The organism is Aquabacterium sp. (assembly GCF_030652515.1).
In the GTDB taxonomy this organism is placed as follows: Bacteria; Pseudomonadota; Gammaproteobacteria; order Burkholderiales; family Burkholderiaceae_C; genus Aquabacterium.
Map to the genome: position 1 here is coordinate 101,828 of NZ_JAUSAR010000067.1, position 21,363 is coordinate 123,190.

A 21,363-nucleotide genomic window follows, 5' to 3' on the forward strand; every position below is an offset into this window, starting at 1 on the left:
CAAACCGGGGCTTTGGTCAGGCCACACGCACACGCGCTGCCGGGACCGACAAGGTGAAGGTCGAGCCCTTGCCCGCCTCGCTGGTGATGCGCAACTCGCCGCCATGGCGTTGCGCCACGTGCTTGACGATGGACAAACCCAGCCCGGTCCCACCGGTTTCGCGTGAGCGGCTGCCGTCCACACGGTAAAAGCGCTCGGTCAGACGGGGAATGTGCTCCGGGTCGATGCCGATGCCACTGTCTTGCACACTGAACTCGCCACCACCTTCGGGCAAGGTGATCCACCTAACCTGAATGGCACTCCCATCCGGGGTGTAGCGCACGGCGTTGGACACCAGGTTGCCCATCGCGCTGAGCCATTCACTTTCAACGCCCGCGATTTCAGCTTGCAGCCCTGGCTCGTCGACTGAAAACGTCATGGGATGACGTCCGCGCGACAGACCAAGCCCGTCGTTCTCCAGGCGTTGCATCAAGCCATCCACCTTGATCCACCGATCGGACGATGGCCTGGGGCTGCCCTCGATCTGTGCCAAGGTCAGCAAGTCGGCCACCAGGGTTTGCATGCGCTCGGCCTGTTGGGCCATCAGCATGATCACTCGGGCTCGCTCGACCTCGGTCAAGGGCAAGGAGCCCATCGTTTCAATGAAGCCATTGAGCACCGTCAGCGGCGTTCTGATCTCGTGGGACACATTGGCCACGAAGTCGCGCCGCATGGTGTCCGAGCGCTCACGCTCGGTGATGTCTTGCGAGAGAATCAGCTTGAGTCCATCTCCATAGCGTCGCACCTGCAATGACAGGTAGTCTTGCCCGCCACGCGGCATCAGGCACTTCACCGGCTCGCGGTAATCCCCCGCTTGCAGGTATTGAACAAAGGTGGGCTGGCGAACAAGATTGGTCACGCGCTGGTGCAAATCGCGAACAGGGTCGAGCCCGAAATGGTCGGCCGCCACCGTGCTGATCCAGGTGATGTGCTCGGTCTCGTCCAGCAGGATCACGCCGTTGGGCGAAGCCTGGATGCCCGACAGGAACTGCTCCAGGCGGCGTCGTTCTTCAGCGATGAGCTGATCTCGCTGCCGGATGACCCGCTGGACCCGGTGGGCGATCTCTCCCCACAAACCTGGCATCTCCGGCGCATTGGCTTCAGGCGTGCGCAGCCAGTCCAGGATCTGGTAACCCTTCAGCGTGTCGAGCACCGACAAGGCCAACACGGCGGACGCCGCGCACAGCAGGGCCAGCATGGTCGGGTGCCCCACACGCTCGCCAAACCACCAACCGAGTGCCCCACCCGCCGCTGCAGTGAGCAGGCGAGCACTGACCCGGGACAGCAACCAGGAATTGGTTTTCTCGACGCCAGAAGACAGCATCACGCAGCGTTGGCCACTTGCTGAGTCAAGCGATAGCCTGCACCCCGAACCGTCTCGATCAGCTGCGATCGGTCGACGGGCGACAGCGCCTCTCGCAAGCGCTTCACGTGAACGTCCACGGTGCGCTCTTCAATGAACACATGGTCGCCCCAGACCCGGTCCAGCAATTGCGCACGGCTGTGCACGCGTTCAGGATGGGTCATGAAGAAATGCAGCAGCTTGAACTCGGTGGGGCCGATCTTGACCTCCTGCTCCCCGCGCGACACCCGGCGCGTGGCCGGGTCCAGGCGCAAGCCGGCCACTTCCACCGCTGAATCCAGGGCCTGTGGCGCTTTGCGGCGCAAGACCGCGCGAACACGGGCCATCAATTCGTGCGTCGAGAAAGGCTTGGTCAGGTAATCGTCGGCACCAGCGTCCAGGCCAGCCACCTTGTCCACCTCTTCGGCACGGGCCGTGAGCATGATGATGGGCAGCTCGCGGGTGCGCGCCTCGGAGCGCCAGCGCTTGGCCAGCGACAGGCCGCTTTGGCCAGGCAACATCCAGTCCAGCAAGACCAGATTGGGCAACACACGGTCAATTTCCGCTTGGGCGGCATCCGCCGTGGGTGCCACGACCACCTCGAAACCCGAATGCCTCAGGTTCAATGCGATCAACTCGGCGATCGCCGGTTCGTCCTCAACCACCAGTACTCGGCTCATGGGGGCTCCTGACTGGATGGGTTATTTGATGATGGATTCAACGGCATCGGGCGTGTTGTGACGCACGTCGGTGCCCTTGACGATGTAGATGACCTGCTCGGCCAGGTTCTTGGCATGGTCGCCCACGCGCTCGATGGCCTTGGCCACGAACACCAGGTCGATCGAGGCCGAAATGGTCCGGGGGTCTTCCATCATGTAGGTGATCAGCTTGCGCATCAGGCCGTCGAACTCGGCATCGATCTCGTTGTCGTGCTTGATGACTTCCAACGCGGTTTGCGTGTCCAGGCGGGCAAAGGCATCCAGGGCCTTGCGCAGCGATGCCGTGGCCAGTTCGCACTCGAACGACACATCGTTCACCGGCAAGCGCAGGCGGCTGGACACGCCGGTGTTGATCAGGCGTTGCACCGTGCGGGCAATGCGCGCGGCTTCGTCGCCCACACGCTCCAGGTTGCCGATGGTCTTGCTGATCGCGATCAGCAAACGCAGGTCGCGAGCGGTGGGCTGCCGACGCGCAATGATGGTCGACAGGTCGGCGTCGATGTCCATCTCCATCTGATTGACCCGCTCTTCGCTGATCAGCACCTGGCTGGCCACTTCGCCATTGAAGTGCGTCAAGGCATAGATGGCCTGCCCCACCTGGGACTCCACCAGGCCGCCCATCTCGAGCACTCGCGTTGAAATGCCGCCCAATTCCAAGTCGAACTGGCTGGACAAATGTTTTTCAGACATGAATTCTTCTCCGTCAGGAATGTTCAGTGCTGGTAAGGCGCGTGATCAGCCGAAGCGACCAGTGATGTAATCCTCGGTCTCTTTCTTCTTGGGCTTCATGAAGATGTCCGAGGTCGGGCCGTATTCGATCACTTCACCCAGGTACATGTAGGCCGTGTTGTCGGAGCAACGCGCGGCTTGCTGCATGTTGTGGGTCACGATCAGCACGGTGTAGTCGTCCTTCAACTCGTGGATCAGCTCTTCGATCTTGCCGGTCGAGATCGGGTCCAGGGCCGAGCAAGGCTCGTCCAGCAGCAACACCTCTGGCTTGATCGCGATGCCACGGGCAATGCACAAGCGTTGTTGCTGGCCACCCGACAAGCCCGAACCGCTTTGGTTCAGCTTGTCCTTGACCTCGTTCCACAAGGCCGCCTTCTTCAGCGCCCACTCCACGCGCTCATCCATCTCGACGCGCGACAGGCTTTCGAACAAACGCACACCAAAGGCGATGTTGTCGTAGATGGACATCGGGAAAGGCGTGGGTTTTTGAAACACCATGCCGACCTTGGCGCGAATCAGGGACACATCGTCCTTGCTGGTCAGGATGTTCTGCCCATCCAGCAGGATCTCGCCCTTGGCGGTCTGCTCGGGGTAGAGCTCGAACATGCGGTTGAAGGTGCGCAGCAAGGTTGATTTGCCACAGCCCGAGGGGCCGATGAAAGCGGTGACCTTCTTCTCGGGCAGCTCCAGGTTGATGTTCTTGAGCGCGTGGAACTTGCCGTAATAGAAGTTCAGGTTGCGAACGGCCAGCTTGGACTTCAACGGGGTTTGGTTTTGAACCTTGGCATCCATTTTTGGAATCTCCGGAAATTCTTTTCAACGCGCCAACGCTTCAGCGCTGGCGGAACAAGGTGCGCGCCACGATGTTGAGCGCCAACACACCCACGGTGATGATGAACACGCCAGCCCAGGCCAGCTTCTGCCAGTTCTCGTAGGGGCTCATCGCGAACTTGAAGATCGTGACAGGCAAGCTCGACATCGGTTGACCCAGGTCGGCCGACCAGAACTGATTGGACAAGGCTGTGAACAACAGCGGGGCCGTCTCGCCAGAAATGCGAGCCACCGCCAGCAAGATGCCAGTGACCACACCCGCACGGGCCGACTGCAGCGTGATCGAGGTGATCACGCGCCACTTGGGCGTGCCCAAGGCGTAAGCCGCTTCACGCAAGGCACTGGGCACCAGCGACAGCATGTTCTCTGTGGTCCGGATCACCACCGGCACCACGATCAAGGCCAGGGCCAGTACACCGGCCCAACCCGAGAACGTCTTGGCGCGAGCCACCACGGTGGAGTAGATGAACAAACCCACCACGATCGACGGCGCCGACAGCAGGATGTCGTTGATGAACCGCGTGACGCTGCCCAGCCAGCCCTTCTGGCCATACTCGGCCAGGTAGATGCCGGCCATGATGCCCACGGGCGTGCCAATCAAGGTAGCCAGACCGACCATCATCAGCGAGCCCATGATGGCGTTGGCCAGGCCACCGTCTTCCATGGGTGGTGGGGTCATCTCGGTGAAGGTGGCCAAGGCCAACCCCCCCATGCCCAGGCGAACCGTCTCGAACAAAATCCACACCAGCCAGACCAGGCCAAAGGCCATGGCCCCCAGCGACAAGGTCAAAGCCAGGGCGTTGACGCGCTTGCGGCTGGCGTGCCGCTTGCGGCGCATGGCATACAGTTCAGCCGTGCTCATGAACGTGCTCCTTCAGATTTCTTCATGCGGGCCAGCAAGACCTTCGAGAACGCCAGCACCACGAAGGTGATGAAGAACAAGACCAGGCCCAGGTAGATCAAGGAGGCCTGATGCAGGCCCTCCCCGGCTTCCGCGAACTCGTTGGCCAGGGCCGAGGTGATGCTGTTGGCCGCCTCGAACACCGACAAGGAATTAAGCTGGTTCATGTTGCCGATGACGAAGGTCACGGCCATGGTCTCGCCCAATGCGCGCCCCAAGCCCAGCATGATGGCGCCCACCACACCGGTCTTGGTGTAAGGCAACACCACCTTGGACACCACTTCCCAGGTGGTCGAACCCAGCCCGTAAGCCGATTCTTTGAGCATGGGCGGGGTCACATCAAACACATCGCGCATCACCGAGGCGATGAAGGGAATGATCATGATCGCCAGGATGATCCCGGCCGACAAGATGCCGATGCCCACCGGGGGGCCCGAGAAGAACGCGCCGATGTAGGGAATGCCGTTGGTCAGCGACTGCAAGGGCTGCTGCACATAGGTGGCCAGGATGGGGCCAAACACCAGCAGGCCCCACATGCCGTACACGATGGACGGCACAGCGGCGAGCAGCTCAACCGCGATCCCCAACGGACGCTTGAGCCAGCTGGGCGACAGCTCGGTCAGAAACAGGGCGATCCCGAAGCTCACCGGCACGGCGATCAGCAAGGCGATCATGGACGTGGCCACCGTGCCGTAAATCATGACCAGACCGCCGTAGCTGTCCTGGACAGGATCCCAATCGGTGCGCCACAGGAAGCTGAGACCGTATTCACGGATGGCCGGCCAGGCACCCACGATCAAGGAGCCGATGATGGCCAGCAGCAGCGACAAGGTCAGCAAGGCGGCACCACGTGCCAACATCGCGAAAACCCAATCGGCCCAAGGGAGGCTCACGCGTCGGGGGTCAGGATTTTTCATGAAGGATGTTCGTCCTTGGGAAGGTGTCCCATCGGCACCGTCAAAGTCGGCGGGCAATATGGCAGTCATGGCGTGCGTGCCTCCATCCAAGGGTACTGCGTTCAATCAGTTGTTCAACAACAAGCCGGGCGCCACGTGGCGCCCGGTTTGCATCACCAGATTCTTCGGCTCACTTGTAAGCCAGTGGCTTGCCAGCGGCGTCGGTCACGGTGGCCCACTGCTTGCGGACCAGGTCCTTCACGCTCGCGGGCAAAGGCACGTATTCCAGATCAGCGGCCGTCTTGTCGCCACCTTCAAAAGCCCAGTTGAAGAACTTGAGAGTGCTGGTGCCTTGAGCGGGCTTGTCCTGGCTCTTGTGCAGCAGGATGAAGGTCGCGCCGCTGATGGGCCAAGCATCCTTGCCAGCCTGGTTGGTCAACACCTGGTAGAAAGTCTTGTCCCATTCGGCACTGGCGGCGGCGGCCTTGAAGGTCAGGTCGTCAGGATGCACGAAATTGCCTGCCGCATTCTTGATGGCAACGTGAGACATCTTGTTCTGCTTGGCGTAGGCGTACTCGACATAGCCAATCGAGTTAGGCAGGCGCTGCACGAAAGCAGACACGCCTTCATTGCCCTTGCCGCCAGCACCGGCCGGCCAGTTCACCGCCGTGCCCTCACCCACCGTGGACTTCCACTCGGCGTTCACCTTGGACAGGTAGTTTGTGAAAATGAAGCTGGTGCCCGAGCCATCAGCACGACGAACCACGGCAATGGCGGCATCAGGCAGCGGCACACCAGGGTTCAACGCCATCAGCGCAGGGTCGTTCCACTTGGTGATCTTGCCCAGGTAGATGTTGCCCAGCATTTCGCCGGTCATCTTGATCTGGCCAGGCTGGATGCCTTTGATGCTCACCACTGGCACGACGCCCCCGATCACGGTGGGGAACTGCATCAGGCCATCCTTGGCCAGGTCTTCGTCCTTCAAGGGCATGTCGCTGGCGCCAAAATCCACCGTCTTCGACTTGATCTGCTTGATGCCAGCGCCCGAACCCACCGATTGGTAGTTGATGCGCATGCCGGTGGCCTTGTTGTAGGCATCAGCCCATTTGGCATAGACCGGGGCCGGGAATGTGGCACCAGCACCGGTCACATCTTGCGCCAGCACCAGGCCGGTCGACAAGGACAACGTGACAGCCACCGCAGCTTGAATCATCTTGAATTTCATGTGTTCGCCTTTTAAAAACCTGTGACAGACAAATTTCTCAAGGTGGACTGTAGGTGGGCATTGTGACGAGTCTATGACAGGGTCGGCAGGATTGTCACAAATCACATGACAGTCCGAAATGCCAGCCTGACGCCGGGTCGTCACAGTCGATTCACGTGAATGTCACATGACTTTTTTAAGGTGCCAGGTTGCCCCAGGAGGTCTGCGGGCGAATTGACTGGAGTAGTCCAATGCCCCTCTCGCACCAAACACGCAGCCTGCTGGCCACTGCCTTGCTGGCCACCCCCCTGCTGTGGAGCAACCACGCCGTGGCTCAAACCGCCAGCCCCGTGCCAACGACGGTGGTGGTCGTTGCTGCGCGCACCCCTGATTTGTCAACTTTCTACAAGCTGGTTCAACAAGCGGGCTTGACCGCATCGCTGGAAGCCGTTGGCCCTGTGACCGTGTTCGCGCCTACGAATGAGGCCTTCAAGGCCGTGCCCGCTGCCGCCCTGGACAAGCTGGGCAAGGATCCGGATTATCTAAAATCGGTGCTGACTTACCACGTGGTGCCGGGCGTCACGAAGATGGCCAACATGGGTGCCACCAGCTCCTTGAAGACACTGAATGGCGCTTCAATCGGGGCATCCAAAGCAGGCGATTTTGTCACGGTGGACGAAGCCCTGGTCACCCAAGCCGACCTGATCGTCGGCAACGGGGTGGTGCACCTCATTGACCGCGTGCTGATGCCCGCCGTCAAGAAGTGATCAAAAAAGCCTGATCAGGACTGAACCGCCTCGGCCAATTGCTCGGCGCAGCGGTTGGCCAGGCTGCCATCCTGCGCCTCGACCATGACGCGCAGCAACGGTTCGGTGCCCGAGGGGCGAATCAGCACCCGCCCACGCCCATCCAGTTGACGCAAGACGGCTTCCTGGGCCGCCGCCAGCGCCGAGCTGTTCTTCCAATCCTGCCCGGCCTTCAAGCGCACATTGATGAGGCGCTGAGGGAACAAGGTCACGCCTTCCAGCCAGGTCGACAAGCTGCGACCACTTCGGGCCACCGCCTGCAAAATCTGCAGCGCGCTGACGATGCCATCACCCGTGGTGTGGCGGTCCAGGGCGATCAAGTGGCCCGAGCCCTCTCCGCCCAATTGCCAGCCCCGGCTGAGCAATTCCTCGAGCACGTAGCGGTCACCCACCTTGGCACGCACAAAACCAACGCCGCACTCTTGCAGCGCCAGCTCGACCGCCATGTTGGTCATCAGGGTGCCGACCGCGCCAGGCACGCTCTGCCCCTGCGCCAGGCGATCGGCCACCATGACGTAAAGCAATTCGTCGCCGTTGAACAATCGGCCATCGGCGTCAACCAGTTGCAAACGGTCGGCATCGCCATCCAGCGCGATGCCATAGTCGGCGCGGTGATCCTTGACGGCTTGCACCAGCGCTTGGGGATGTGTGGCCCCCACACCATCGTTGATGTTGACGCCATTGGGCGAGCAGCCAATCGAGATGACCTCGGCACCCAGCTCGTGAAACACCTCAGGAGCCACCTGATAGGCCGCACCGTGGGCCGCATCGATCACCAACTTGAGGCCCTTGAGCGACATGGACGATGCGAAAGTGCTCTTGCAAAACTCGATGTAGCGCCCGCGAGCATCTTCCAGGCGGCGCGCCTTGCCCAGATTGGGCGACTCGACCCAGGCGGGGGCCACCTCCAGCGCGGCCTCGACGTCCTGCTCCCATTGATCCGACAGCTTCTCGCCCTGAGCCGAGAAAAACTTGATGCCGTTGTCGGCAAAGGGATTGTGCGAAGCGCTGATGACGGCCCCCAGGCTCAAACGCAGGGCGCGGGTCAGGTAAGCCACACCGGGCGTGGGCAAAGGCCCCGTCAACAGCACATCCACACCAGCGGATGCAAAGCCCGCCTCGAGCGCCGACTCAAGCATGTAGCCGGAAATCCGCGTGTCCTTGCCAATCAGCACCGTGGGGCGGGCTTCCGAGCGCCGCAAAACCTGCCCGACGGCATGCCCCAAGCGCAACACAAAATCAGGCGTGATGGGCGTTTGACCAACCGTGCCACGGATGCCATCGGTTCCAAAATATTGTCTGCTCATGGGCTGTGCGGAGTGAGAGGGGTGGTGGATTGTGGCGCGGAATGACTCGCCGTTGGCCACGAAATTGGGGGGATTTCGGATGCGGACCAAACCTTCAGGGCATCGACGGTGGCGGCCACATCGTGAACACGCACCACCTTCGCGCCTTGCTGAACGCTGGCCAGCGCGGCGGCCAGGCTGGCGGCCAAGCGGTCGCCCACGGGCTTGCCCGTGACCTGCCCCAGGGTGGACTTGCGGGACCAGCCCACCAACAGGGGCAGCCCAAAACTCAGAAGCTCGTTCTGCCGACGGAGCAGGTCCAGGTTGTGCTGCGGTGTCTTGCCAAAACCGATGCCGGGGTCCAGGCACAGCCTTTTTCGAGAAACGTCCTGGGCCACCAAGGCTTGCACCCTGCCCTGCAAGAAGGTGCGCACCTCGTCAATCACATCGGTGTAGTGCGGGCGAGATTGCATGGTGGATGGGTCACCCTGCATGTGCATGAGGCAGACCCCGCATTGGCCATGCGCCACCACTGCCGCCTCTGCACCCGGCGCCTGCAAAGCACGGATGTCGTTGATGATGTCCACACCCAGGTTCAGGGCCCGCTGCATCACCTCAGCCTTGCAGGTGTCCAGCGAAATGGGCACACCCAGTTTGAGCGCTTCCAACAAAACCGGCCCCACACGCGTCCATTCTTCTTCAACGCGCAAGGTGGGGGCACCTGGGCGGCTCGACTCACCACCGATGTCCAGGATGTCAGCACCTTCTTTCAACAACTGTTCGCAATGCACCAGTGCCGACCTGGCATCGGCATGATTGCCGCCATCTGAAAAAGAATCCGGGGTGACATTGACGATGCCCATCACCTTTGGTGAGGACAGATCGATGCGAAATCGGGTGGTGTGCCAAAGCATGGGTGGTGGAGACCAAACGCTCGGTGAAAAGACAACGGGGCCGAAGCCCCGTTGATTGAATCACGCCTGACTGTCGGCGCAGTTGATGCGGATCAGGCCGCAGCCGGGGCACCATCGGTGCTCACGGGTGGCTTGGTGCCACCACCAGGCGGCGTGGTGCGGGGAACCCAATCTTTCGGAGGACGAGGCTCGCGACCACTCATGATGTCTTCGATCTGCTCGGCATCGATGGTTTCCCATTCGAGCAAAGCCTTGGCCATCGAGTGCATCTTGTCCTTGTTGTCCTCGATGAGCTTGCGGGCGACGCCGTATTGCTCGTCGATGATCCGGCGGATCACGTGGTCCACCGTCTGCATGGTCTGCTCGGACATGTTGGTGGTCTTGGTGACCGAACGGCCCAGGAACACTTCGCCTTCGTTGTCGGCGTAGACCATGGGGCCCAATTCGTCGGTCATGCCATAGCGCATCACCATGTCACGGGCGATGCCCGTGGCGCGCTCGAAGTCGTTGCTGGCGCCAGTGGTCATCTGGTTCATGAACACTTCTTCAGCGATGCGGCCACCGAACAACACCGAGATGGTGTCAAGCATGCGCTCCTTGTCCATGCTGTAGCGGTCGCCTTCAGGCAACTGCATGGTCAGGCCCAGTGCACGGCCACGCGGAATGATCGTGACCTTGTGGACCGGATCAGTCTTGGGCAGCATGCGCGCGACCAGGGCGTGACCGGCCTCGTGGTAGGCCGTGTTGCGGCGCTCTTCCTCGGGCATGATCAGCGACTTGCGCTCAGGGCCCATCATGATCTTGTCCTTGGCCTTCTCGAAGTCCTGCATCTCGACCACACGGCCACTGCGGCGTGCGGCGAACAAGGCAGCTTCGTTGACCAGGTTGGCCAGATCAGCACCCGAAAAACCAGGCGTGCCACGGGCCAGGATGTCCGAGCGCACGTCTTGGCCCACGGGGACCTTGCGCACATGGACGTTCAGGATCTGTTCGCGGCCACGCACATCGGGCAGCGTCACGTAGACCTGGCGGTCGAAACGGCCAGGACGCAGCAAGGCCGGGTCCAGGATGTCGGGGCGGTTGGTCGCGGCGATCACGATGACGCCCAGGTTGGTCTCAAAACCATCCATCTCGACCAGCATCTGGTTGAGGGTCTGTTCGCGCTCGTCATTGCCACCACCCAGGCCCGCGCCACGATGGCGGCCGACCGCGTCGATTTCGTCGACGAAGATGATGCAGGGGGCGTTCTTCTTGGCTTGCTCGAACATGTCGCGGACACGGGCAGCGCCCACGCCAACGAACATTTCAACGAAATCAGAGCCGGAAATGGTGAAGAACGGCACCTTGGCTTCGCCGGCAATCGACTTGGCCAGCAGCGTTTTACCGGTGCCAGGAGGGCCAACCAGCAACACGCCACGGGGAATGCGACCGCCAAGTTTCTGGAATTTCTGCGGATCGCGCAGGAAATCGACCAATTCCTTGACTTCTTCCTTGGCCTCGTCGCAACCAGCCACGTCCGCAAACGTGACGTTGTTGTTGGTGTCGTCCAGCATGCGGGCGCGGCTCTTGCCGAAGCTGAAAGCCCCGCCTTTGCCGCCGCCTTGCATCTGGCGCATGAAATAGATCCAGACGCCGATCAGCAACAACATGGGGCCCCAGGACACCAGCAGGCTCATGATGAGCGAGGGCTCTTCGCGGGGCTTGACGTCGAACTTGACGCCGTTGTTGATCAGGTCGCCGACCAGACCACGGTCCAGTATGGTGGCCGTGCTGCGCAGACGCTTGTCGTCACTGGTGACCGCAATGATCTCCGTGCCGCCACCGCCGCTGTCTTGCAGGGTGACGCTCTTGATGCGCTTGGCGCGGACTTCTTCGAGGAAGTCCGAGTAGCCAATTTGGTTACCGGCCGTCGTGGCGCGATCAAACTGCTTGAACACGGTGAACAGCACCAACGCCACCACCAGCCAAACAGCAACTTTCGAGAACCATTGATTGTTCACCGCGGCTCCTTATGCCATTCACCTTCTATTTCGGCCGGCGCAGGATGCAATCCGATAACCGAAACAGATTCAAAAAACCCCGCATCCAAGCCACTGAACACGCAGTCTTCGCGGTACATGGGGACGATTCTATGCGAGTCAAGCCCCCGCTTGCATGGACCAATCCCTCGACAACCCCAGGATTTACGTCTCATCACCAACATCACACTCAAATTTCATCGATTTTTAGGCCCGATGCCCACCAAAAATGTTTCAGACGATTTGTCGCGTGACGCTTTTGGTTTGATCGGCTTGACCACCCGGAATGACTTTTTAAACAATTCCACCAGTTGGCTGTAGCCACTGCCGTGAAAGACCTTGCAGACCAGGGCGCCTTCCGCCTTGAGGTGCGCCATGGAAAACTCCACGGCCAGCTCAACCAGGTGCTCGATCTTGGCGGCATCCGACGACTCGATGCCGCTGAGGTTGGGAGCCATGTCCGACAAGACCACGTCCACCGGGCGACCACCCACCATCGTGTCGAGTTGCGCCAAAACAGCATCCTCCCGGAAATCGCCCAGGATGAACTGCACGCCCTCGATGGGGTCGAACTCCAGGAGGTCCAACGCGATGATGGCCCCGTTGAGTTCGCCCACAGCGGCGCCACCCACACCAGCGTCTTTCGGGGCGAATTTGCGACGGACGTACTGGCTCCAGGCGCCGGGAACGGCCCCCAAGTCGATCACCAACTGGCCCGGCTTGATCAGATTGAGGCTTTCGTCGATCTCTTTGAGCTTGTAGGCCGCACGTGCCCGAAAGCCGTCTTTTTTGGCCATTCGGACGTAAGGATCGGTCAGATGGTCGTTCAACCAGGCCTTATTGACCTTTTTGCTTTTCGTTTTGACTTTCATGGCTCGATAATAGAGGGATGCCTGCTATTGAATTGACAACTGCCGAGCGACGTGCCCTGAGGGCCGACGCACACCACCTTGATCCCGTCGTCATGATCGGGAACGAAGGCCTGACCACCAACGTCGTCAAAGAGACCGACCACGCATTGAAAGCCCACGGGCTCATCAAGATTCGCGTGTTGGGAGACGACCGCACCGCGCGCAACGAGATGTTCGCCGCTTTGTGCGATCAATTGAGCGCCGCGCCGATCCAGCACATCGGTAAATTGCTGATTTTGTGGCGCCCCATTCCGGAAAAAGAGGCTGAAGAGGCTTCCAACGGTGCCAATGGGTCGCGCATCGTCAAGATCCTGAAGTTCTCCAAGAGTGGCACCCGCCGCCCGGAAGTCAAGAAAGTGACCGTGATGGGCAACCAGCGCGTGACCGCCGGCGGTTTGATCAAACGCGCCAAAAAGCGCGTTCCCAGCACCAAGAAACCCGGCTGATCCGGGCGACTCAGCGGCGGCCAGTGAGCCGCCACGCCAGGGCCAGCACCAGCACCCCCTTGAACAGGAACAAGCTGGACGACATGGCGTGCAGGGTGCCGAAGGACAAACTCCCCTGCCCCGCCTTGGCCGCCACAATCATCGGACTCAGGGCGAAATGGCCCAACACGGTGGCGAACAAGGCGCCCATCACCAACATCAGCTCCGCCGACATGACCGACTGGCCGGCCTGCAGTGCCGCCTGGCGGGTGCGCTGACGCTCGATGAAAAACAAGGCCATGGCCAGCACCAGGCTGACATAGGCTTCGATCGCGAAAATGCGCCCGGCCGCCAAACCGGCCAGGCTTCGATCCAACACCGCGAACAGGCTGGGGGCGGCCATGCCCCCGACGGCCAACAAAATACCGGCCCACATGGCGGCCAGCACTTGCTGAAAACGTGACGCAAAAGCCATGTATTTGTCTTATTGGTAGCGAACTTCGATGATTTCGTAGTGGCGCACGCCACCTGGCGCCTGCACGGCCGCCACATCACCGGCTTCCTTGCCAATCATGGCGCGCGCGATGGGCGAGCTGATCGACACCAGGCCCAGCTTCAGGTCGGCTTCGTCGTCGCCCACGATCTGGTAGGTCACGGCGGCACCAGACTCTTCTTCTTCCAGATCAACGGTGGAGCCAAACACCACGCGGCCACCGGCGTCCAGCGAAGCTGGATCAATGATCTGAGCGGCCGACAATTTGCCTTCGATTTCCTGGATGCGGCCTTCGATGAAGCCCTGCTTGTCCTTGGCCGCGTCGTACTCGGCATTTTCCGACAGGTCGCCCTGAGCACGCGCCTCGGCGATGGCCAGGACCACGGCGGGACGCTCGACGTGCTTGAGCTTCTGCAACTCTTGTTTGAGCTTTTCTGCGCCAACTTTGGTGATGGGGATGGTGGACATGATGATGTGTCTCTCGAAATGAATGGAGCCGCGCCCGTGAGCCATCTGACGATGGGTTCCGGGCGCGGCCCTCATGGTGATCTGGAGCCGGGGCGCTGTGCACTGCGCCCCGAGCAGTGCCAGTTTAGTGCAGTTTGGCGTGAAGTTCCTGCAGTGAATACACCACCAGATCGTCCTGATGCTTGAGCGCCTCGACGGCAGCCTCGCAACCAGCCATGGTCGTGTAATACGTGATCCGGTTGGCCAAGGCGGCCGTGCGGATGCTGCGGGAATCGGCGATCGCCGTGCGCGTTTCGTCCACCGTGGTGAACACCAGCTGGATCTCGCCGCCCTTGATCATGTCACTGATGTTGGGGCGACCATCCTTGACCTTGTTCACCGCCTTGACGGGGATGCCCGCCTCGGCGATGGCCGCGGCGGTGCCCTTGGTGGCCACCAGTGTGAAGCCCAGGGTGACCAGGTCGCGGGCTATGCTCACGGCACGGGCCTTGTCATTGTTCTTGACCGAGATGCACACAGTGCCCTTGGTGGGCAGGCGCGAACCAGCACCCAGCTGGCTCTTGAGCATGGCTTCACCGAAGGTGACACCCACGCCCATGACCTCGCCGGTGGAGCGCATTTCCGGGCCAAGCACCGGGTCGACGCCCGGGAACTTGTTGAACGGGAACACGGCTTCCTTGACGCTGAAATAAGGTGGGATGACTTCGCGCGGCGGCTTGCCGTCGGCGCTGGTCTGGTCCTTGAGCTTCTGGCCGGCCATGCAGCGCGCGGCGATCTTGGCCAGGGCCTGGCCGGTGGCCTTGGACACATAAGGCACGGTGCGCGAAGCGCGTGGGTTCACTTCCAGCACGTAGACGGTGGCCTTGTCCAGGCTGCCGGTCACGTCGCCCTGGATGGCGAACTGCACGTTCATCAGGCCGACCACCTTGAGGGCTTTGGCCATCAAGGCCGTCTGGCGGCGCAACTCTTCTTGCAAAGGCTGGCTCAGCGTGTACGGGGGCAGCGAGCAGGCCGAATCGCCCGAGTGGACGCCCGCTTGCTCGATGTGCTCCATGATGCCGCCGATCATCACATCGGTGCCATCGCTGATGCAGTCCACATCGACCTCGACGGCGTCGTCCAGGAAGCGGTCCAGCAGCACGGGCGATTTGTCGGAGACGCGGACCGCTTCGCGCATGTAGCGTTCCAAATCCTTGTCGCCATGTACGATTTCCATGGCGCGGCCGCCGAGCACGTAGCTGGGGCGCACGACCAGGGGGTAGCCGATCTCTTGAGCCAGCGACAGGGCGGCTTCTTCGGTGCGGGCCGTGCGGTTGGGCGGTTGCTTCAGGTCCAGCGTGTGCAGCAGGGCCTGGAAGCGTTCGCGGTCTTCGGCGATGTCGATGCTGTCAGGCGTGGTGCCGATGATGGGCACGCCGTTGGCTTCCAAATCAAGCGCGAGCTTCAAAGGCGTCTGGCCGCCGTACTGCACGATCACGCCGACGGGCTTTTCCTTGTCGACGATTTCAAGCACGTCTTCCAGGGTCACTGGTTCGAAGTACAGGCGGTCGGAGGTGTCGTAGTCGGTGGACACCGTTTCGGGGTTGCAGTTGACCATGATGGTCTCGTAGCCGTCTTCGCGCATGGCGAGGGCGGCGTGGACGCAGCAGTAGTCGAACTCGATGCCCTGCCCGATGCGGTTCGGGCCACCGCCCAGTACCATGATCTTCTTCTTGGCGGTGGGCTCGGCTTCGCACTCGGCGCCTTCAACCTCGTAGGTCGAGTACATGTAAGCCGTTTGCGTTGAGAACTCGGCCGCACAGGTGTCTACACGCTTGTAGACCGGGCGCACACCATGGGCCACGCGGGCGCGGCGCACGTCGTGCTGGTTGGTGCCCATCAGCTTGGCCAGTCGGCGGTCCGAGAAGCCCTTTTGCTTCAGGTAACGCACCTCGGCCTTGCTCAGGCTTTCCAGCTTGCGGGCCTTGACCTGCGCTTCGGTCTTGATGATGTCTTCGATCTGGGCGAGGAACCAAGGGTCGATGTTGGTCTCTTCAAAGACCTCGTCCAGGCTCATGCCCAAACGGAAGGCGTCGCCCAGGAAGCGGATGCGCTCGGGGCCGGGCTCGCCGATCTCTTGAATGATTTCTTCGCGGTCGGTGCTGATCTCGGTCAGGCCATCGATGCCGGTTTCCAGACCGCGCAGGGCTTTCTGGAAGGATTCCTGGAAAGTGCGGCCCATGGCCATCACTTCGCCCACCGACTTCATCTGTGTGGTCAAACGCGAGTCGGCTGCGGGGAATTTCTCGAAGGCGAAACGCGGGATCTTGGTGACCACGTAATCGATCGAAGGCTCGAACGAAGCAGGCGTGGCACCGCCAGTGATGTCGTTCTTCAGTTCATCCAGCGTGTAGCCCACGGCCAGCTTGGCCGCGATCTTGGCGATCGGGAAGCCGGTGGCTTTGGAGGCCAAGGCCGACGAACGCGACACACGGGGGTTCATCTCGATCACGACCATGCGGCCGTTCTTCGGATTGATCGAGAACTGCACGTTGGAGCCGCCGGTCTCGACGCCGATTTCGCGCAGGATGGCGATGGAGGCGTTGCGCAGCAGTTGGTATTCGCGGTCGGTCAGGGTCTGGGCGGGGGCCACGGTGATCGAGTCACCGGTGTGCACGCCCATCGGGTCCAGGTTCTCGATCGAGCAAACGATGATGCAGTTGTCCGCCTTGTCGCGAACCACTTCCATCTCGAACTCTTTCCAGCCGATCAGTGATTCTTCAATCAGCAATTCGTTGGTCGGCGACAGGTCCAGGCCGCGCTTGCAGATCTCTTCGAACTCTTCGGGGTTGTAGGCGATGCCACCACCCGTGCCACCCAGCGTGAAGCTGGGGCGGATGACGGTGGGGAAGCCCGGGCCGCCGGTCAGCGTGGCAATGTGCTTTTGCACTGCCCAGGCCTCTTCCAGCGTGTGCGCGATGCCCGACTTGGCCGAGTCCAGGCCGATGCTGGTCATCGCGTCCTTGAACTTCAGGCGGTCTTCGGCTTTCTCGATCGCCTTTTCGTTGGCGCCGATCATCTCGACCTTGTACTTCTCTAACACGCCGTGCTTGTGCAGATCCAGCGCGCAGTTCAGCGCGGTCTGGCCGCCCATCGTTGGCAGGATCGCGTCGGGGCGTTCCTTGGCGATGATGCGCTCGACCACCTGCCAGGTGATGGGCTCGATGTAGGTGACGTCGGCCGTGTTCGGGTCGGTCATGATGGTCGCAGGATTGCTGTTGACCAAGACGACTTTGTAGCCCTCTTCGCGCAAGGCCTTGCAAGCCTGGGCGCCGGAGTAATCGAACTCGCAGGCCTGACCGATGATGATCGGGCCAGCGCCGATGATGAGGATGGTTTTGATGTCTGTGCGCTTAGGCATATCGTGTCTCCTGCCGAGCCGTCTCAAAGGAGACACGCACCCCCTTGGGGGGCAGCGAAGCGGCAAAGCCGCAAGCTTGGGGGCTAATCATTTGTTCTCCATCAATGCCACAAAGCGTTCGAACAGGTAGCTGATGTCATGCGGTCCGGGCGAGGCTTCCGGGTGACCCTGGAAGCAGAAAGCGGGTTTGTCGGTGCGGGCCAGGCCTTGCAGCGTGCCGTCGAACAGCGAGATGTGCGTAGGGCGCAGGTTGGCGGGCAGCGTTTTCTCATCGACCGCGAAACCGTGGTTCTGGCTGGTGATGCTGACGCGGCCGGTGTCCAGATCCTTGACCGGGTGGTTGGCGCCGTGGTGGCCGAACTTCATCTTGAAGGTCTTGGCACCTGAGGCGAGCGCCATGATCTGGTGACCCAGGCAGATCCCGAAGGTGGGGATGCCGGTTTCGATCAGTTCGCGGGCCGCCGCGATGGCGTAATCGCAAGGCTCCGGATCACCAGGGCCGTTGGACAAGAAGATGCCATCGGGCTTGTACTTGAGCACCTCGGCGGCGGGTGTCTTGGCGGGCACCACGGTGACCTTGCAGCCCCGTTGCGCCAGCATGCGCAGGATGTTGCGTTTGACGCCGAAGTCATAGGCCACCACGTGGAACTTGGGCGCGGTTTGCTGGCCGAAGCCTTCGCCCAACGCCCATTCGGTTTCGGTCCAGACCGAGGTTTCGGTGGCGGACACCACCTTGGCCAGATCCTGACCAGCCATGTTGGGCGCGGCCTTGGCCTTGGCGATGGCGTCAAGCTTCACTGCTTCGGTGATTTCCTGGCCAGCGGGCAGGCCAACGATGCAACCATTTTGCGCACCCTTGGTACGCAAAATGCGTGTCAGTTGGCGGGTGTCGATCCCGGCGATGGCCACGATGCCTTGGGCTTGCAAGTACTCGGACAGAGACTGCGTCTGGCGGAAATTGGAAACCCGGATGGGCAGGTCTTTGATGATCAGACCAGAGGCATGGACTTTCGACGCTTCGACATCCTCAGGATTGACGCCATAGTTGCCAATGTGCGGATACGTCAGGGTGACGATCTGTTGGCAATAGCTGGGGTCGGTGAGGATTTCTTGGTAGCCGGTGAGCGAGGTGTTGAACACCACTTCGCCGACTGTGTGACCGGCAGAGCCGATCGAAGTGCCAGAAAAGACCGTGCCGTCTGCGAGGGCCAGAAGAGCTTGGGGCAGTACGGGCAGCACGGGGTTATTCTCCGTTGTTGTGCGCGCCCAGCTCTGCTCTTGAAGAGCCGATTCCGGTGAGGGTGAAACGATGCAAGTTTCGCTAGGCGGAGGTGGTTTCGGGTAAACCTGTAGAGTATAACCCATCGTGCTGTCGCAAAGCATTTCACATCCCACGGAGGCCCCATGAAAGGCGACATGAAAGTCATCGAACACCTGAACGCTCAACTCAAAAATGAGCTGACAGCCACCAACCAGTACTTCCTGCACTACCGCATGCTCAAGCACTGGGGTTTTGACAAGCTGGCCAAGAAAGAATACGAAGAATCGATCGGCGAAATGAAGCACGCCGACAAGCTGATGGAGCGCATCTTCACGCTGGATGGTCTGCCCAATCTGCAGGATCTGGGCAAGCTGCTGATCGGTGAAGACGTGCCCGAGCTGCTGAGTTGCGACCTGCAACTGGAAAGCGGCGCCCAGCAAACCATCAAGGACGGCATCGCCTACTGCGAAACCGTGCGCGACTACGTGTCACGCGATCTGCTGCAGGACATCCTGGACGACACGGAAGAGCACATCGACTTCCTGGAAACCCAGATCGACCTGATCGCCAAGGTTGGGCTGCAAAACTACCTGCAGTCGCAGATCAGTTAAGCCCAGACGGGCCGCCGCAACGCGCAACACCAAAGCAGCGGCCCGTGACAAATCCCCGGAAACCATGGGGACTCCACACTCAGGGGATTGACCGCGAATCGTTCTTATTTAGAATATCGTCATCAACTCAGGTTCTTGACGCCATGATTGTCTGTGTTTGCAACCGCATCTCTGATCGCGACATCGTGCGCCATGCGCAGCAAGGGTGTTCGTCGTTCGACGACCTCCAGTTCGAACTGGGGGTGTCCACCTGCTGTGGCAACTGCGAACAATGCGCACGCGCCGTCTTCCAGGGCGCCAAACGGGCCGCCACCGACTCGACCCATGCCGTGGTTTCTTTGGGTTCGCCAGCATTCGCCTGAAACAGCGCGCCCCAAACGCGCGGCATTTCGCACAATCACTCCGCGCCTTTTTCCCTTAACTTTGCCGCAGCCTGACCGATACCTCTGTAGGACCAGTCGGTTTGGCTTGCAGCAGAGGGAATCATGGCTTCATCTTTCTTCGTTGACGACAAAGCAAGTCCACGCGCTTACGGCGTGAAGGTCCGGCCCACGCTGGTGCAATTGCAGCCCATCTCGGCTGCGCTGCCAGTTGACGACTCCAATTTTCCGACACCATCCTCATTGCGCAGGGCCCAGGTGTGCCCGCCCTCCTTGTTCAGCCGTTCAGGGCCACAGTGGCAGCGCTGGATCAAGGGCTTCTGGTCCTGGCTTTGGGATCTGGACGAATACCCCGATGCCGCGCCCGTGCTCACCGGATTGACCAAGGTCAAATCGGAGTTCATTGCCGCGATGTGGGATCTTCAATCGGTGCGCGCCAACCAGGTCCGCGACACCATTGAACACGCCCGCTCCCTGCGTGAGCTGTGGCACCTGCGTGCCGATGTGTTCCGGGCCATCTCGACCCACCGCGGTCAGACTGAAGCCACGGTGCGCATCGAGGCGCTCAACAACCATTTCCCGGTGCGCATGTCGCGGCCAACCACCGAGATCCGGACGGGGCGCACGACAACTTGGTGATCAGTTGTCACAAAGGCCATTGAAGATGCTGTCCCCATAGCACAATGGAGGGCTGAAACCCAACAGCCCCATGAACATCATCATCCTGGACGACTACCAAGACGCCGTCCGCAAGCTCAAATGCTCGTCCAAACTGGATGGGCTGTCCGCCAAGGTCTTCACCAACACCGTCAAAGGCAACGGGCAACTGGCCGTGCGCTTGCGCGATGCCGAAGCGCTGGTGCTGATCCGCGAACGCACCCACTTCCCCAAAGGCCTGCTTGAGAAGCTGCCCAAGCTGCGCCTGATCTGCCAGACCGGGCCGGTGGGCCCTCACATTGATGTCGAGGCCTGCACCCGGCTGGGCATCGCGGTGGCCGAAGGTGTGGGCTCGCCCGTGGCCCCGGCCGAGTTGACCTGGGCCCTGGTGATGGCTGCCATGCGGCGCCTGCCCCAGTACATCGGCAACCTCAAGCATGGCGCCTGGCAACAGTCCGGCTTGAAAGCCTCATCCATGCCCACCAACTTTGGCGTGGGCATGGTGCTCAAGGGCAAAACCCTGGGCATTTGGGGCTATGGGCGCATTGGCCAACTGTTGGCAGGCTTTGGCAAGGCCTTTGGCATGCACGTCACCGTGTGGGGCAGCGAAGAGTCCCGCGCCCGCGCCAAGGCCGATGGCTACATTCCCGCGCCCAGCCGCGATGCATTCTTCGAAGCGTGCGATGTGCTCAGCCTGCACTTGCGGTTGAACGATGACACTCGGGGCATCATCAAGCTGGAAGACCTGAGCCGCATGAAGCCCACGGCTTTGCTGGTCAACACCTCGCGCGCCGAGCTGATCCACGAGAACGCCTTGGTCACCTCGCTCAACCGGGGACGGCCCGGCATGGCCGCTGTCGATGTGTTCGAGAGCGAGCCCATCATGCAAGGCCACCCCCTGCTGCGCCTGGAAAACGCCGTGTGCACGCCGCACATCGGCTACGTGGAGCAGGACAACTACGAGCAGTACTTCAACGCTGCCTTCGAGAACCTGCTGAACTTCATCAAGGGCGAGCCGACCCACATCGTCAACCCGGAAGTCCTCCACCCGAGGTACTGATTGAGCACCTTG

Annotated in this window: 21 protein-coding genes; 6 read left to right on the forward strand and 15 right to left on the reverse strand. The window is 61.1% G+C overall.

The window, feature by feature from the left end; translation table 11 throughout:
* Positions 1-16: 16 nt before the first annotated feature.
* The 7 genes from phoR to pstS form a co-directional block, all read right to left on the reverse strand.
* Positions 17-1,363 (reverse strand): phosphate regulon sensor histidine kinase PhoR, encoded by a 1,347-nt coding sequence (gene phoR, locus Q7V20_RS08365; protein ID WP_304789083.1) that lies wholly within the window; start codon positions 1,361-1,363, stop codon positions 17-19.
* Positions 1,363-2,061, reverse strand: a complete 699-nt coding sequence (phoB, locus tag Q7V20_RS08370; protein ID WP_304789085.1) for a phosphate regulon transcriptional regulator PhoB — start codon at positions 2,059-2,061, stop codon at positions 1,363-1,365. Before phoB ends, phoR begins: the two co-directional genes overlap by 1 nt.
* Before the next feature lie 21 nt (positions 2,062-2,082).
* The gene (gene phoU / locus Q7V20_RS08375; protein WP_304789087.1) at positions 2,083-2,790 is read right to left on the reverse strand and encodes a phosphate signaling complex protein PhoU; all 708 of its coding nucleotides are present in this window, start codon (positions 2,788-2,790) and stop codon (positions 2,083-2,085) included.
* A 45-nt stretch (positions 2,791-2,835) separates the two neighbouring features.
* Entirely contained in the window at positions 2,836-3,621 is a 786-nt protein-coding gene (pstB, locus tag Q7V20_RS08380; RefSeq protein WP_304789090.1) for a phosphate ABC transporter ATP-binding protein PstB, read from the reverse strand.
* Positions 3,622-3,661: 40 nt separating this feature from the next.
* Positions 3,662-4,522 carry a phosphate ABC transporter permease PstA gene (gene pstA / locus Q7V20_RS08385; protein WP_304789093.1) on the reverse strand — a complete coding sequence of 287 codons (861 nt, stop codon included), beginning with the start codon at positions 4,520-4,522 and terminating at the stop codon, positions 3,662-3,664.
* A complete protein-coding gene (pstC, locus tag Q7V20_RS08390; RefSeq protein ID WP_304789096.1) occupies positions 4,519-5,478 on the reverse strand; it encodes a phosphate ABC transporter permease subunit PstC in 960 nt (319 codons plus the stop codon). The genes pstA and pstC overlap by 4 nt, the downstream gene beginning before the upstream one ends.
* A 169-nt stretch (positions 5,479-5,647) precedes the next feature.
* Entirely contained in the window at positions 5,648-6,682 is a 1,035-nt protein-coding gene (gene pstS, locus Q7V20_RS08395) for a phosphate ABC transporter substrate-binding protein PstS (protein WP_370652426.1), read from the reverse strand.
* Between the two features lie 230 nt (positions 6,683-6,912).
* Between pstS and Q7V20_RS08400 the strand changes: the two genes are divergently transcribed.
* Entirely contained in the window at positions 6,913-7,428 is a 516-nt protein-coding gene (locus Q7V20_RS08400) for a fasciclin domain-containing protein (protein ID WP_304789099.1), read from the forward strand.
* A gap of 14 nt (positions 7,429-7,442) precedes the next feature.
* Here the strand turns inward: Q7V20_RS08400 and glmM are convergent, their stop codons facing one another.
* The 4 genes from glmM to Q7V20_RS08420 all read right to left on the reverse strand — a co-directional run bounded on the left by glmM (position 7,443) and on the right by Q7V20_RS08420 (position 12,557).
* Positions 7,443-8,774 (reverse strand): phosphoglucosamine mutase, encoded by a 1,332-nt coding sequence (gene glmM / locus Q7V20_RS08405; protein WP_304789102.1) that lies wholly within the window; start codon positions 8,772-8,774, stop codon positions 7,443-7,445.
* Positions 8,771-9,667, reverse strand: a complete 897-nt coding sequence (folP, locus tag Q7V20_RS08410; protein WP_304789105.1) for a dihydropteroate synthase — start codon at positions 9,665-9,667, stop codon at positions 8,771-8,773. The genes glmM and folP overlap by 4 nt, the downstream gene beginning before the upstream one ends.
* A 92-nt stretch (positions 9,668-9,759) precedes the next feature.
* A complete protein-coding gene (ftsH, locus tag Q7V20_RS08415) occupies positions 9,760-11,667 on the reverse strand; it encodes an ATP-dependent zinc metalloprotease FtsH (protein ID WP_304789108.1) in 1,908 nt (635 codons plus the stop codon).
* Positions 11,668-11,882: 215 nt separating this feature from the next.
* Positions 11,883-12,557 (reverse strand): RlmE family RNA methyltransferase, encoded by a 675-nt coding sequence (locus Q7V20_RS08420; RefSeq protein ID WP_304789111.1) that lies wholly within the window; start codon positions 12,555-12,557, stop codon positions 11,883-11,885.
* A gap of 17 nt (positions 12,558-12,574) precedes the next feature.
* Between Q7V20_RS08420 and yhbY the strand changes: the two genes are divergently transcribed.
* Complete coding sequence (gene yhbY, locus Q7V20_RS08425) at positions 12,575-13,042, forward strand: ribosome assembly RNA-binding protein YhbY (protein ID WP_304789113.1); 468 nt, start codon at positions 12,575-12,577, stop codon at positions 13,040-13,042.
* A 10-nt stretch (positions 13,043-13,052) separates the two neighbouring features.
* Here the strand turns inward: yhbY and Q7V20_RS08430 are convergent, their stop codons facing one another.
* The 4 genes from Q7V20_RS08430 to carA form a co-directional block, all read right to left on the reverse strand.
* Positions 13,053-13,496 (reverse strand): DUF4149 domain-containing protein, encoded by a 444-nt coding sequence (locus Q7V20_RS08430; protein ID WP_304789116.1) that lies wholly within the window; start codon positions 13,494-13,496, stop codon positions 13,053-13,055.
* Between the two features lie 9 nt (positions 13,497-13,505).
* The gene (gene greA / locus Q7V20_RS08435; protein WP_304789119.1) at positions 13,506-13,982 is read right to left on the reverse strand and encodes a transcription elongation factor GreA; all 477 of its coding nucleotides are present in this window, start codon (positions 13,980-13,982) and stop codon (positions 13,506-13,508) included.
* A gap of 124 nt (positions 13,983-14,106) precedes the next feature.
* Positions 14,107-17,382 carry a carbamoyl-phosphate synthase large subunit gene (carB, locus tag Q7V20_RS08440; RefSeq protein WP_304789122.1) on the reverse strand — a complete coding sequence of 1,092 codons (3,276 nt, stop codon included), beginning with the start codon at positions 17,380-17,382 and terminating at the stop codon, positions 14,107-14,109.
* Positions 17,383-17,469: 87 nt separating this feature from the next.
* Complete coding sequence (gene carA, locus Q7V20_RS08445) at positions 17,470-18,621, reverse strand: glutamine-hydrolyzing carbamoyl-phosphate synthase small subunit (RefSeq protein ID WP_304789124.1); 1,152 nt, start codon at positions 18,619-18,621, stop codon at positions 17,470-17,472.
* 165 nt (positions 18,622-18,786) lie between these two features.
* Here carA and bfr point away from each other — a divergent pair, with 165 nt between their 5' ends.
* From bfr to Q7V20_RS08465, 4 genes are all read left to right on the forward strand, one after another.
* Positions 18,787-19,254, forward strand: a complete 468-nt coding sequence (gene bfr / locus Q7V20_RS08450) for a bacterioferritin (protein ID WP_304789127.1) — start codon at positions 18,787-18,789, stop codon at positions 19,252-19,254.
* A gap of 143 nt (positions 19,255-19,397) precedes the next feature.
* Positions 19,398-19,616: a bacterioferritin-associated ferredoxin gene (locus Q7V20_RS08455; protein WP_304789130.1), complete on the forward strand. Its 219-nt coding sequence runs from the start codon at positions 19,398-19,400 to the stop codon at positions 19,614-19,616.
* Between the two features lie 123 nt (positions 19,617-19,739).
* Positions 19,740-20,273: a hypothetical protein gene (locus tag Q7V20_RS08460; RefSeq protein ID WP_304789133.1), complete on the forward strand. Its 534-nt coding sequence runs from the start codon at positions 19,740-19,742 to the stop codon at positions 20,271-20,273.
* 70 nt (positions 20,274-20,343) lie between these two features.
* Positions 20,344-21,351: a D-2-hydroxyacid dehydrogenase family protein gene (locus tag Q7V20_RS08465; protein WP_304789135.1), complete on the forward strand. Its 1,008-nt coding sequence runs from the start codon at positions 20,344-20,346 to the stop codon at positions 21,349-21,351.
* The last annotated feature ends 12 nt before the right edge of the window (positions 21,352-21,363 follow it).